Annotated in this window: 13 protein-coding genes and 1 pseudogene; 8 read left to right on the forward strand and 6 right to left on the reverse strand. The window is 61.3% G+C overall.

Annotated elements, in window-relative coordinates; genetic code table 11:
* Together NW809_RS06515 and lptC are read right to left on the reverse strand one after the other, a co-directional pair.
* Positions 1-583 (reverse strand): sulfatase-like hydrolase/transferase (locus NW809_RS06515; protein WP_414401760.1); only part of this gene is annotated, 583 nt, incomplete at its 3' end.
* Between the two features lie 82 nt (positions 584-665).
* Positions 666-1667 carry an LPS export ABC transporter periplasmic protein LptC gene (gene lptC / locus NW809_RS06520; protein ID WP_011431274.1) on the reverse strand — a complete coding sequence of 334 codons (1002 nt, stop codon included), beginning with the start codon at positions 1665-1667 and terminating at the stop codon, positions 666-668.
* 105 nt (positions 1668-1772) lie between these two features.
* Between lptC and NW809_RS06525 the strand changes: the two genes are divergently transcribed.
* Genes NW809_RS06525 through NW809_RS06535 form a run of 3 tightly spaced genes read left to right on the forward strand, consistent with a single transcriptional unit; the run spans position 1773 to position 5822 of the window.
* Complete coding sequence (locus NW809_RS06525; protein WP_414401761.1) at positions 1773-2630, forward strand: branched-chain amino acid ABC transporter permease; 858 nt, start codon at positions 1773-1775, stop codon at positions 2628-2630.
* The gene (locus NW809_RS06530; RefSeq protein WP_414401762.1) at positions 2630-3589 is read left to right on the forward strand and encodes a branched-chain amino acid ABC transporter permease; all 960 of its coding nucleotides are present in this window, start codon (positions 2630-2632) and stop codon (positions 3587-3589) included. Before NW809_RS06525 ends, NW809_RS06530 begins: the two co-directional genes overlap by 1 nt.
* 1 nt (position 3590) lies before the next feature.
* The gene (locus NW809_RS06535; protein ID WP_240527329.1) at positions 3591-5822 is read left to right on the forward strand and encodes an RNA degradosome polyphosphate kinase; all 2232 of its coding nucleotides are present in this window, start codon (positions 3591-3593) and stop codon (positions 5820-5822) included.
* Between the two features lie 38 nt (positions 5823-5860).
* On the opposite strand, the gene NW809_RS06540 is transcribed toward NW809_RS06535, so the two are convergent.
* The gene (locus NW809_RS06540; protein WP_041438584.1) at positions 5861-6439 is read right to left on the reverse strand and encodes a DoxX family protein; all 579 of its coding nucleotides are present in this window, start codon (positions 6437-6439) and stop codon (positions 5861-5863) included.
* Positions 6440-6878: 439 nt separating this feature from the next.
* Between NW809_RS06540 and NW809_RS06545 the strand changes: the two genes are divergently transcribed.
* The 5 genes from NW809_RS06545 to NW809_RS06565 all read left to right on the forward strand — a co-directional run bounded on the left by NW809_RS06545 (position 6879) and on the right by NW809_RS06565 (position 9428).
* Positions 6879-7124: a helix-turn-helix domain-containing protein gene (locus tag NW809_RS06545; RefSeq protein ID WP_228375326.1), complete on the forward strand. Its 246-nt coding sequence runs from the start codon at positions 6879-6881 to the stop codon at positions 7122-7124.
* Positions 7024-7479 (forward strand): RNA-guided endonuclease InsQ/TnpB family protein, encoded by a 456-nt coding sequence (locus NW809_RS06550; protein WP_414401763.1) that lies wholly within the window; start codon positions 7024-7026, stop codon positions 7477-7479. The genes NW809_RS06545 and NW809_RS06550 overlap by 101 nt, the downstream gene beginning before the upstream one ends.
* Positions 7480-7520: 41 nt before the next feature.
* A complete protein-coding gene (locus tag NW809_RS06555; protein WP_414401764.1) occupies positions 7521-7784 on the forward strand; it encodes a zinc ribbon domain-containing protein in 264 nt (87 codons plus the stop codon).
* A 92-nt stretch (positions 7785-7876) separates the two neighbouring features.
* A complete protein-coding gene (locus NW809_RS06560) occupies positions 7877-8866 on the forward strand; it encodes a GntR family transcriptional regulator (protein WP_041438581.1) in 990 nt (329 codons plus the stop codon).
* A gap of 136 nt (positions 8867-9002) precedes the next feature.
* Entirely contained in the window at positions 9003-9428 is a 426-nt protein-coding gene (locus NW809_RS06565) for a hypothetical protein (RefSeq protein ID WP_011431268.1), read from the forward strand.
* A 54-nt stretch (positions 9429-9482) separates the two neighbouring features.
* Here the strand turns inward: NW809_RS06565 and ribB are convergent.
* The 3 genes and pseudogenes from ribB to NW809_RS06580 form a co-directional block, all read right to left on the reverse strand.
* A pseudogene (gene ribB / locus NW809_RS06570) lies at positions 9483-10625 on the reverse strand (3,4-dihydroxy-2-butanone-4-phosphate synthase); the annotation flags it as partial.
* Between the two features lie 216 nt (positions 10626-10841).
* On the reverse strand, positions 10842-12005 hold the full coding sequence (gene moeB, locus NW809_RS06575) for a molybdopterin-synthase adenylyltransferase MoeB (RefSeq protein WP_011431266.1): 1164 nt from the start codon (positions 12003-12005) through the stop codon (positions 10842-10844).
* Between the two features lie 2 nt (positions 12006-12007).
* On the reverse strand, positions 12008-12223 hold a 216-nt coding region (locus tag NW809_RS06580; RefSeq protein ID WP_414401765.1), incomplete at its 5' end, for a MoaD/ThiS family protein.

A 12223-nucleotide genomic window follows, 5' to 3' on the forward strand; every position in this document is an offset into this window, starting at 1 on the left:
GGGAGGCAAACCAGGGGTGCAGCGCCAGTTGGAAGAGAGTATCAGAGCGGGCAAAGGCGTTTTGCACCGGGTAGGAGAGGCGGCGCCAAAACTGGGTGTAGGCGGCCAGCCAGCGGTTGAGGGGGGTGGGCAAGGGATTGCCTTCGGGGGGGCGGGTGGGCAGGGCCCCGCCGTAGTTGTAGAAGGTGTCAAAGCCGCGCCGCAGTCCGTTTTTCAGGATCCCGACCAGGGGGTTGTTGCAAAAGCCCACGGTGGTGTAGCCGCCCAGTTTCAACAGCTCCGCCAGGGTGGGCAGGGCGGGGCTCAGCTCCAGGTCTGCCTGGACAGTCTGGTGGGTGCTGGGATATTCCCCCGTAAACAGGGAGGCGTGGGAGGGGATCGTCCACTGGGCGGGGGCGATGGCCCGCTCGAAGAGGGTGGATTCTGCCGCCAGCCGATCCAGGTTGGGGCTGGTGGGCACCTGGCGGGCCCGCTCTTCCTCTGACCAGTAGCAGGAAAGGCGATCCGCCCGTTGGGTATCGAGCACGATCAACAGAATGTTGGGGAGAATGTTGGGGCGTTCCCCCAAGGCGGCCTCTGCCATTGCTGAACTCCTCACCACAACCCACCCAACACGGTTCTTAAACTATCTTGACATGCTCCTGTCGGCCCTTTGTCGCCGGCTCCTAGGGCAAAGTGAGCTGGGTTTGGCTGTTGCCCTGGATCCGGGCGGTGTTGGCCTGCCAGTCTAGGATGCCGCTGTCGCCGCTCACGGTCAGGGCTTGTCCGGGCTGGCGGTAGCGCACATTGCCCAGGGCCTGCAGTTGGGTGGAGCCGATGCGCCAGCGGATCTCTTGGGCCTGCAACTCTTGGCCGGTTTGCAGGGACTCCGTCCCGCCAACGCGAACGGCTTTGGCTTTCACGTTGCCCAGCAGGCGCAGCTCGGTTAGGGGCAGCGGAGCCCGCAACTGCTCGCCGCTGAGGCGCACCCTTTGCTGGGGGGCATCCACCTCGACTGCTCCCAGCGCCTGCACCTCGCCGGCGCCAAATTCCCACAAGAAACGGCGGGCGGCCAGCTCCAGCTCCGGATCCCGATACTTGGCCCGCACCGGTTGGCTCGGATCCCGATTCTCCAGTTGCATCTGGGCTTGGCCAAAGTCGATGCGCAAGCGATCCCCCTCCAGAGATCCCCGGCCGTCCAACAGCTCCACCTGCACCTGGCCCTCGGCTTCGAGGAGGCGCTGTTCCGGCAACCACTGCAGCCGCTCTGCCTGCAGGCGCAGGTTGTCCCGCTCCGATTCCACCTCCACCTGGCCCGTCAGTTCCAGCCGCCGCTCGCCGGGGTAGGCGGATCCCCGCTCGGCCCGGACGCGAATGGCGCGATCCTCTGCGTCGAAAAACTCTCCCTCGATAGACTGCAAATGGGCGGATCCCAACTGCACGGGAGTGGTGCCATTTTCTGGGGGGGACTCGTATTCGGCCAGGCGAGCCTGGAGGCGCCAGAGCAGGCCACCATCGGGTTTGGCCTGGGTGAGGGTGATGTCTTCGTAGATCAACTGGGGGGTGGAGATGGGTGCGGAAGGAGCCTCGGGATCCCTGGCCGGGGGTGGCTCCGGCCCACCACAGGCAGCGCTCAGCAGGGCCAAAACCACTAGCCAACCTAGGATCCGAGAAGAACTGGGCTGCATGGCTCTCTCTCTTGCGCGCTTTCTCCTACCCTAGCTTTACCCTGCCGCTGGGCCGGATGGGATCCCGCTGTGGCATCATCAGGGCAGGGTATTGGGGGGGCAGGTGTGACCCAACTGTTGCAACTGTTCATCTACGGCCTCGTCCTGGGCAGCATCTATGCTTTGGGGGCGATTGGGGTGTCTCTCACGTTTGGCATTTTGCGCTTTGCCAACTTTGCCCACGGGGATCTGATGACCTTGGGGGCCTACTTTGCCCTGACGTTTGTCGGCTGGGGTTGGCCGCTAGAGGTGAGCTGGATCCCGGCGGCCTTGGCGACAGCACTGTGTGCGGTGGGGATCGACCAACTGGTCTATCGCCGCCTGCGCCGGGAAGCGCCGGTGATTTTGCTGATCTCTTCTTTTGGCACGGCCCTGATCTTGCGCAGCTTGGTGCAGATTCTCTGGGGGCCCAACAACCAGGTGTACCGCAGCGGCATCCAGTTGCCCTGGCAGTTTTGGGGGCTGCGCGTCAAGCCGGATTGGGTAGCGATTCTGGTGGGAACGGCGCTGTTGGTGGTGGCGCTGCACCTGTTTTTGCAGCACACGCGGGTGGGGAAAGCCATGCGGGCCATGGCCGACAATTTTGACTTGGCCAAGGTGACCGGCATCGATACGGAGCAGATCATTCTCTGGACCTGGACCCTCGGGGCGGCTTTGGCCTGTCTGGCGGGCATCTTCCTGGGCCTGGATACGCGGCTGCACCCCACCATGGGCTGGCGGCTGCTGTTGCCCGTTTTCGCTGCAGCCATCCTCGGCGGCATTGGTCGCCCTTACGGGGCCATCGCCGGGGGGCTGGTGATTGGCCTGGCGGAGGAGTTTTCTACTTTGGTGCTCAGCCCAGCCTACAAGACGGGGGTGGCCTTTGCCATTCTGGTGCTGTTGCTGATCTTGCGGCCCACAGGGCTGTTGGGAGGACGGGCCTGATGTTGAGCTACGCCATTTTCTTTTTGGTTTTGGTGGGGATCTACGGCGTGCTGGTGCTGGGCCTTAATATCCAGTGGGGCTACGCCGGCATGTTCAACATTGGGGTGGGGGCCTTTTTTGCTGTGGGGGCCTACGCCAGCGCCATTGCCACGACGCTGCCCACCCCTGAGCACCTGGGCGGGTTCGATCTGCCGTTCTGGGTGGGCTTTGCCATGGCGGTGGTCGCCGCCGGGGCGATCGCCTTCTTGATCGGCTTGATCACCCTCAAGCTGCGCTCCGACTACTTGGCCATCGCCACCATCGGCATTGCCGAGATCATCAGCCAAATCCTGAAAAACGAGGGCTGGCTGACCAACGGCGTGCGTGGCATCACCCGCATTCCGCGGCCCTTTCGCGGCTGGATCCCAGGACAGGATACGCTGCTGTACTTGGGCTTGGTGCTGCTGGTCTTGGCGGTGGTTTACTGGCTGAGCGAGCGGGCCTATCGCTCTCCTTGGGGACGGGTGCTGCGGGCTATCCGCGAGGACGAGCCGGCAGCCCTAGCCGCTGGCAAAGATGTGCTCCAGTTTCGTTTGCAGGCATTTGTCCTGGGATCCATGCTCATGGGGCTGGCGGGGGCGCTCTATGCCCATTTTGTCAACTTCATCAGCCCGGAAGCCTTCCAGCCGGAGTTTGCCACCTTCATCGTCTGGGTGATGTTGATTGCCGGGGGCAGCGGCAACAACCGCGGCGCCCTGCTGGGGGCGCTGGTGATTTGGGGCGTGTGGTCGGGCAGCGAATGGTTGACCAACCGTCTGCCGCCCCAATGGGCCACCCGGGCCGGCCCCTTGCGCATTTTGTTGATCGGGATCTTGCTGCAGGTGATTCTTCTCACGCGCTCCCAAGGGCTGTTGCCAGAACGTCCGCCCAAGCCTGTTGTGGCTACTTCCGTTTCGTCTAAGCAGAACCCAGCAGGATAGGATGGGGTCGGCTGCAGCCGTTGTTGACGTGTTTGAGACAACCCAGACCTCTGCCACCATGACTCCGCGCCCCCAGGAAACGGACTCTCCCTTGTCGCCCCACAACCCCGACGCGACAGGCTGCCATCCCGATGCCGGACAGCCCGGGATCCCCACTGCGCCCATCCAGGAGGGCTATGCCTTGCCGGAGCAGTATTTCAACCGCGAGCTGAGCTGGATCGAGTTCAACGCCCGAGTGTTGCACGAGGCTCTGGACGAGCGCACTCCCCTGTTGGAGCGGCTGAAGTTTCTGGCCATCTTCGAGAGCAACCTGGACGAATTCTTCATGGTGCGAGTGGCGGTGATTCGCCGTCAGTTGGAGACGGGTGTGTTGGTGCTGACTCCAGATGGCCTCACACCGCAGCAGCAGTTGCGGCAGATCTCCAATCGCCTGCGCCCCCTGATTCAAAAGTTACACGAGTGTTTTCGGCAGGAACTGGTGCCTAAGCTGGCGGAACAGGGCATTCACATCCGCGATTTTTCCGAGCTGGCCGAACCGGAGCGGCAGGAGCTGCGGGAGTATTTCGACCGCCGCCTGTTTCCCGTGCTCACCCCCTTGGCGGTGGATCCGGGCCATCCTTTTCCCTATATCTCCAACCTCAGCCTCAGCTTGGCGGTGGTGGTGCGGGATCCGGAGACCGGCAAGGAACACTTTGCCCGCGTCAAGGTGCCCAACACCCTGCCCCGCTTTGTGCCGCTGCGGGACGGGGTGAGCTTCGTGCCGCTGGATCAGGTGATCGCCCATCACCTGGAGGCCCTGTTCGTGGGCATGGAAGTGCTGGAGTACTACCCCTTCCGCATCACTCGCGACGCCGATCTGGAGATCCAAGAGGACGAGGCCGACGATCTGCTGGCAGCCATTCAAGAAGAGCTGCGCAAACGGCGCTTTGGCTCGGTGGTGCGCATGGAGATCGCCAAGTCGATGCCCTCTGCCATTCGCCAACGGCTGTGCGAAGAGCTGCATCTGGATGCCGACTCCGTTTACGAGGTGGATGGGCTCCTCAACATGGGGGGGCTGATGGCGTTTCTCAACCTCAACCGCCCTGATTTAAAAGATCCCCCTTGGGGGCCCGTCACCCCTCCCCGCTTGCGTACTGCCTCGGTCAGCGATGAGCCGGTGGATATCTTCTCCGTCATCCGGGAAGGGGATCTGCTGGTGCACCACCCCTACGATTCCTTTGCTGCCAGTGTGGAACGGTTTTTGGAGGAGGCGGCCAACGATCCCCAGGTGCTCACCATCAAGCAAACCCTCTACCGCACCTCCGGCGACTCCTCGGTGGTGGGATCCCTCATCCAGGCTGCCGAGAACGGCAAGCAGGTGGCCGCCCTGGTGGAACTCAAAGCCCGTTTCGACGAAGAAAACAACATCCTCTGGGCCAAGAAGCTGGAAAAAGCTGGGGTGCACGTGGCCTACGGCCTGCCGGGGCTGAAGATCCACTGCAAACTGGCGCTGGTGGTGCGGGAAGAGGGGGGATCCCTGCGCCGCTATGTCCACATCGGCACCGGCAACTACAACCCCAAGACCGCCCGCATCTACACTGACTTGGGCCTGTTTACCTGCGATGAGACTCTCTGTAACGATGTAACAGAATTGTTTAACCTGCTGACGGGCTATTCGCGGCAACGGCACTTCCGCAAGCTGCTGGTGGCCCCTCGCACCCTGCGCCAGGGGATGGAAGCCTTGATCCGGAGAGAGATGCGCCATGCCCAAGCCGGCCAGCGGGGACGCATCATCGTCAAGGTCAACTCCCTCACCGACCCGCGCATGATCCAAGTGCTCTACGAGGCCAGCCAGGCAGGGGTGGAGATCGACCTCATTGTGCGTGGCATGTGCTGCCTGAAGCCAGGGATCCCGGGCCTGAGCGAGCGCATCCGTGTCATCAGCATCATCGGGCGCTTCTTGGAGCACTCCCGCATCTTCTACTTCTACAACGGCGGCCAGGAAGAGTACTTCATCGGCAGCGCCGACTACATGACCCGCAACCTGGATCGCCGCGTCGAGGTGGTAACCCCTGTAGAGGATCCCCTGTTGCAGCAAGAGCTGAAGGCGATCTTGGAGATCTGTCTGACGGATAACCGGCAAGCTTGGGAATTGCGTCCCGATGGCACCTACGTACAGCGACAGCCCAAGCCGGGAGAGCCGGTACGCTCCACCCACCAACGCCTGATGGAGCGGGCCGCCAGCCGCCTTTAGCCCTCACCCCCGGTCCCCTCTCCCTCTGGGAAGTTGGCTTAGGAGCGAGGGGTTTGGGCAGCTTCGGCCTCTTGCTCGCCCAGGGCGATCACCTGCTCGGTGGCCTGCAGCGAAGACTGCAAGCTCTCCAACTTTTGTCGGCTGGAGCGGTTCAGCCCCGCCTCAATGCCGTTCACCAAGAGCTGATCCAGAGAGAACCAACCGCCGCCATTGACGGCAAAGGCCAAGAAGATGGCCGCGTAGATGGCCGATAGCTCCAGGTAAGGAATGCTGAAGCCGGCCACCTTGATGTGGTGAAACATGGCCACCGCCATCGTGGCCACCAGGCTCAATGCGGCGGGCCGCGTGAACAGGCCCAGGGCCACCAGGGGAGCTGCGATCAGTTCAGTGTAGGCGGCTACATAGGAGAAAAAGATGGGGAACGGCAAGCCGATCACTTCCACATAGGCCGCCGCAAACCCTTCGATATCGGCCAGCTTGTCGAGGCCGTTGTGAATCATGAATAGCCCCGCCACCACCCGCAAGACGGTCCACCCCAACTGGGACCACCGCGGAGGAACGCTGTCGTGACGCAAAACCGAGACGAGCAGCACGGGAAACTGCTGAGTGAGTGCCATGAGATGCAACCTGCAATGCAAAGATGCTAACTATTGTAACGATTCTAAATTTCTGTAACAAGACCAGGGCGGGATCCCCTGTCCTTCGGAGGCCGGATCGTCGGCCATTGGGTTGGGGGTGGGCGCAGCAACAGAGGGGATCCCTGCCCCCGCAGCGTCGCTTGGACAAGATGCGCCCGAGCCGTTCTCGAGTGCCTATCCTTGTGAAGTGTTGGCGCAATTCTTCTGGCAGACGATCCCTGTCTTTAGCTAATCCGCCGTTCGCGCTAGCGGGACGTAGTCCTGGAAGCCCCGCTCTGTACCCCCCTATATCCCAGCCCCCCAGCCCCCCAGTCCCCTCGTATACGGGGGGATATAGGGGGGCGAGGGGATATATGGGGCGGGCCGGTCAGAGTCGGGATGAGAGGCGGGAGCGTTCAACAGGTACAATGCATTCATCATGAGAACCGCTTACCAGTACCGCTTGCGGCCCACTGCTAGCCAAGTCGCCCTGATGGGTGAGTGGCTGGAGCTGCTGCGTAAGCAGTACAACTATCGCTTGGCAGAACGGTTCAACGGGTGGGAGCAAAATCGCTTTCCCTCAGATGAAGCAGGACTGTATCCGGGGAAAGTTTATCCATCTGCCCAAGATTGGGCCGGTCAAGCTCATCCAACACCGTCCTTTGCCGGACGGCTTCGTGATTAAAACGGCCACCATCACCCGCAAGGTGGATGGGTGGTACTTCACCTTGAGCCTGCAGGATCCGTCTGTCCCGGAATGGAGCCCTGACCCGCCAACGTGGGAAAACACGATGGGGATAGACCTGGGGCTAAGCTCTTTCTTGGTCACCGATGAGGGTGAGGTTATCGAGGTTCCTCAGTATTACCGTAAAGCGCAAAAGCGGCTCAAGCGGCTGCAACGGTCTGTATCGCGCAAGCAGAAGGGGTCAAACCGCTACCAGAAAGCGGTCAAGAGGTTGAGCAAGGCGCATCAAAAAGTAGCCAACCAGCGCCGGGATTTTCACCACAAAGTTGCTCATCAGCTTTTGCAAGACATATAGCCCATGAGGCGCTGAACATCAAAGGTCTGGCAAGGACAAGGTTGGCCAAATCTATCCATGACGCCGGTTGGGGTGAGTTCCTGCAAATCTTGGCAGCCAAGGCTGAAAGAGCTGGGCTGTTGACGATTGCAGGGGATCCAAATGGCACGAGTCAAGAGCGCTCGGGGTGTGGTCGAGATGTGCCCAAAAAGCTGCATGAGCGGTGGCACGATTGTCCGCACTGTGGGCTGAGTATTGGCAGGGATCACAACTCGGCGAGGGTCATCAAATCCAGAGCGGTGGGGCGTCCCGTTCTTCAAGCTTAGGAAATGTCCTGCTATCGGGCAGGAGTCACTGGGAAGCCTGCACTCTATGCGTCAGCATAGGTGCGGGAGTACGTCACGGAGAAAAGCAGGCCATGATGCGCATTTCTATTCAGCCGGAGAGCGGGATCCCTGGCTCAGTCCAGCTCTTCAACTTGCTCTGTTTTGGCATTGCCTGCGGGCAATTTCCTCCCGGCTGTCGCCTGCCCAGCACCCGTCAGTTGGCCATGCAGACGGGCCTGCATCGCAACACCATCCACAAGGTTTACCACCAACTGGAGGCCATGGGCCTGGTGGAAACTCGCGCCGCCTCCGGCATTTACGTGAGCGGCACTGCTCGCCAGGCGGTTAACCGTTCTCGCGGTCTCAGCAAGAACCTGGATCGATCCAAACAGGCGCTGGAGCAGGTGCGTCAGGGCATCGATCAGCTTCAGCAGCAAGGCTTTTCTCTGGAGCAGGTGCGGGATCTGCTGCTGGCCGAGATCGACTGGCGGCTGCGCTGCAGTGCTCAGGTGCTGGTGTGCGTGCCCCGCCGAGACTTGGGCACAGGACAACTCATGGCTCAACAAATCCAACAGACTTTGGGCATCCGGGTCCAGTTGGTGCTGTTGGAAGACCTGGCCGCCGTGCTGGATCAGATCCATTCCGGCACTGTGGTGACGCTGCACTATTTTCTCAGCGCTGTCGAGGCCATTGCCCAGCCGCGGGGGGCCCGTGTGCTCCCGGTGGAGGTGTCGGATTACGCCCGCGAAATTGCCCTGATCCGCCAATTGCCTTCCCACGCTTGTCTGGGGCTGGTGAGCATCAGCACTGCCCTACTAGAAGTTGCCGAGGTGATCGTCCAAAGCTTGCGAGCAGACCTGCTGGTGCTGACAGCGGTGATTTCCGATACGGAACGGGTGGGATCCCTGATTCGCCGCGCCCACACCCTCATCTGCGACGAGGCCAGCTACTCTACCCTGCGCGCTCTGGTGCGCCAAGCCCGATCCGACCTGATCCGCACGCCCAACCTGGTCTGTGCTTCCCCTCACATCGGAGAAGCAGCCATGGCCAAGCTGCAACAGGAATTGGGCGGGATCCCATGAGCAGCAAGGGCGAGAAAACTCCTTTTGTTGCAAGCAAGCCATTTCGCGGATGACGGGCTGTGCAATGTCGTGCTTAAGTGGAAATACGGTAAAAAACCATCCTGATTTGATTCATCACTAATCAGTCTTTACACGTATGGTGATCCTCGACTACGCCTCCGCCGACCACGACCATGTGGCGGTGACAAAGGAAGGGTTTTGGGAGGCCATCCGCTTTCAGGATTATTTCTACGCTTTTAACCGCAGCTTTGCTCGGCTGCAGGACGCTATCGCCAGTTGCCGCCGCGAGATGGATCGCGGCTCCTTGATCAGCATTGTGGTGGTGCGCCCTCCTAGGTTTGAGGTGTGGTCGCGGGTGGGATCGGAAGTGCCGGTTTTGCCGAAGCAACTGTTGCAGGGGGGTTCTTCTCAGCCAGCGGCACCGTCTCCCTCCCCCCGCAGGCGAGTCTTCTGGCGCTTCTGGGAGCGAGCTGCTGAGGTCTCTAGGGTCGATGCCGAGCTGCCTTCAGCGCGATCCCTCTTCTACCGGGGCGCTCGGCCTTACAACGCTCTACAGGCCTAAGCCGGAGTAGAGTTGCGGCTCGGATTTCCCGTTGAGGGGGCAGGAGGGCTTCAAGTGCAAATTCACGTCCTCCTCTTCCAGCAGTAGGGGCACCCGCTCGGCCACTTCCAGGCCAAATCCCTTCAGGCCGCTGATGTGGCGAGAGGTATTGCTGATCAGGCGCATCTTCCGCACTCCCACATCGCGTAGGATCTGGGCGCCAATGCCGTAATCCCGCAGATCCATCGCTGCTGGCGGCGCAGTTTCAGCTAGCCCCAGATCTTGGCGAGCATAGGACTTGATTTGCTCGATAAGGCTGAGCTCTTGCCGGCGCAGGTACACCAGCACCCCCTGGCCCTGGTGGTCGATCATCTTCAGGGCGGCGGTCAATTGGCGGCGACAGTCGCAGCGCAGGGATCCCAGCGCATCCCCCAGGGGGCATTCCACATGCACCCGCACCAGGACGGGCTTGGCGGCAAATTGGGTCGGATCCCCCTTCACCAGCGCCAGGTGTTCTACCTGGTTAAGGGTGTCGCGGTAGCCGTAGACCTGAAACTGGCCAAACTCCGTCGGCAAAGTGGCGATAGCCCCCCGGTGCACCAGCCGTTCGGTGCGCAGGCGGTACTCGATCAGATGGGCGATGGTGATAATTTTCAAATTGTGCTGACGGGCAAATTCGATCAACTGGGGCAGGCGGGCCATCGAGCCATCCGGGTTTTGGATCTCGCAGATCACCCCTGCCGGGTACAGCCCGGCCAACATGGCCAGATCCACCGCCGCTTCCGTGTGGCCGGCCCGTTTGAGCACCCCGCCCTCCCGCGCCCGCAGCGGAAAGACATGCCCAGGGCGGCGCAGATCTTCCGGTCGGGTATGGGGATGGATGGCCGCCTGGATGGTGCGAGCGCGGTCGGCAGCGGAAATGCCTGTAGAAACCCCTAACTCTGGCCCGGCATCAATGCTGACGGTAAAAGCTGTCTGGTTGCTGTCGGTGTTTTGCCCCACCATCAGCGGGATCTTCAGCTCGTCGAGGCGGGATCCCTGCATGGCCAGACAGATAAGGCCCCGCCCATAGGTGGCCATGAAGTTGATCACCTCTGGCGTGGCAAACTGGGCAGCACAGATCAGATCCCCTTCATTTTCCCGGTTTTCGTCATCGACCACGATGACCATGCGACCACACTTGAGGTCCTCCAGGGCTTCGGGGATGGAGTGAAAGATGGTTTCTGTCTCTGCCGGCAAAGTGGCACTCATGGAAAAGGGGAGGCGAAAAAGGGAGAGGAACCCTCGAAGATCTATGCTAGAGCAGGACAAAGGGCAGGAGAGAAGCCGAAACAGACAGCCGCCCTTGACCGCACTGCTACTGGGCTGGCTTCCGCGCAGCGGCAGGCCGCTTGTGCCTTCAACTGCAGGGCAAGGGACAGCCAGGGCTTTGAACTAGTACTTGGGAATGGAGGGATCGTAAGCCTCAGCCCAGGCCAGGATCCCCCCGCGCAGGTTTTTCCCTTGGATCCCGGCTGCTTGCAGAATCTTCAAGGCCTTGGCCGAGCGCACCCCGCTCTTGCAGTGGACGATTAGCTCCGAGCCGTTGAGGAGTTTTCGCACCTGCTCCACCCCATCGCCGTTTTCGATTTGCGGCAACGGGATCAGGTGAGCGCCAGGGATCCGGCCGATCTCCCACTCGTTGGGGTTGCGCACATCGACCAACACAAAGTCTTGGCCAGCATCCATCCGCGCCTTCAGCTCAGCCACGCTGATCTCGGGGATCTCCGCTTGGCTGGCTTGTTCTGTGGCTTGCGGGATCCCACAGAACTGCTCGTAGTCGATGAGCTGGGTGATGGGGGGAGTGGCGGGGTTTTTGCGCAGCTTCAGCTCGCGGAAGCTCATTTTTAGAGCATCGTAAAGCAGCAGCCGCCCGCTCAGGGTCGTGCCGATGCCCAGCAGGATTTTCACCGTCTCGGTGGCCTGGATCAGGCCGATGATGCCGGGCAGGATCCCCAGCACGCCCCCCTCGGCACAGGAGGGAACCAGCCCCGGTGGCGGTGGCTCGGGGTAGAGATCGCGGTAGTTGGGCCCATCCTCGTAGTTGAAAACCGTCGCCTGCCCCTCGAAGCGGAAGATCGAGCCGTAGACATTGGGCTTGCCCGTCAGCACACAGGCATCGTTGACCAGGTAGCGGGTGGGGAAGTTGTCGGTGCCATCCACGATCACGTCGTAGTTGGCAAACAGCTCCAGGGCATTGTGGGCCTTCAGAGCGGTGTTGTAAACGTCCACCTGGCAATAGGGGTTGATCTCCAGGATGCGGTTTTTGGCCGATTCCACCTTGGGCTTGCCCACCCAGGAGGTGCCGTGGATCACCTGCCGCTGCAGGTTCGACACATCCACCACATCGAAATCGACGATGCCGATCCGCCCCACACCGGCTGCCGCCAAATACAGCAACAGGGGCGAGCCCAGCCCGCCGGTGCCAATGCACAGCACCTTGCCCGCTTTCAGCCGCTTCTGCCCTTCCAGGCCCACCTCTGGCAGGATAAGGTGGCGAGAAAAGCGCTCCATCTCCTCGCGGGAGAGGCTGACTTGGCTGGTGTCCAGGTTCAACATGGTCAACGCCCTCCGGCAATAGCAGGAACGATGCTGATGACGGCTTGTTCTCCCACCGGCGTGTTGTCGCCTTGGGCCAACGTGCGCACGTCCTCGTCATTGAGGTAAACGTTGACGAAATTGCGCAACTTGCCGTCTTCTGTGTAGAGGTGGCGCTTTAGCTCGCCATAGCGGGCGATCAGGTTGCTCATCACTTCGCCGACATTGCTGCCCTCGAT

Origin of the sequence: Synechococcus sp. WC101 (assembly GCF_047461555.1) — a bacterium.
Taxonomy (GTDB): domain Bacteria; phylum Cyanobacteriota; class Cyanobacteriia; order Thermostichales; family Thermostichaceae; genus Thermostichus.

What these genes read in the sequence shown, in the direction of transcription:
- NW809_RS06530 (WP_414401762.1), top strand. Translation starts at nt 2,630, where the DNA reads ATGTTGAGCTACGCCATTTTCTTTTTGGTTTTGGTGGGGATCTACGGC.
- NW809_RS06565 (WP_011431268.1), top strand. Translation starts at nt 9,003, where the DNA reads ATGGTGATCCTCGACTACGCCTCCGCCGACCACGACCATGTGGCGGTG.
- NW809_RS06550 (WP_414401763.1), top strand. Translation starts at nt 7,024, where the DNA reads ATGAAGCAGGACTGTATCCGGGGAAAGTTTATCCATCTGCCCAAGATT.
- moeB (WP_011431266.1), bottom strand. Translation starts at nt 12,005, where the DNA reads ATGTTGAACCTGGACACCAGCCAAGTCAGCCTCTCCCGCGAGGAGATG.
- lptC (WP_011431274.1), bottom strand. Translation starts at nt 1,667, where the DNA reads ATGCAGCCCAGTTCTTCTCGGATCCTAGGTTGGCTAGTGGTTTTGGCC.
- NW809_RS06535 (WP_240527329.1), top strand. Translation starts at nt 3,591, where the DNA reads ATGGGGTCGGCTGCAGCCGTTGTTGACGTGTTTGAGACAACCCAGACC.
- NW809_RS06540 (WP_041438584.1), bottom strand. Translation starts at nt 6,439, where the DNA reads ATGGCACTCACTCAGCAGTTTCCCGTGCTGCTCGTCTCGGTTTTGCGT.
- NW809_RS06560 (WP_041438581.1), top strand. Translation starts at nt 7,877, where the DNA reads ATGATGCGCATTTCTATTCAGCCGGAGAGCGGGATCCCTGGCTCAGTC.
- NW809_RS06545 (WP_228375326.1), top strand. Translation starts at nt 6,879, where the DNA reads ATGAGAACCGCTTACCAGTACCGCTTGCGGCCCACTGCTAGCCAAGTC.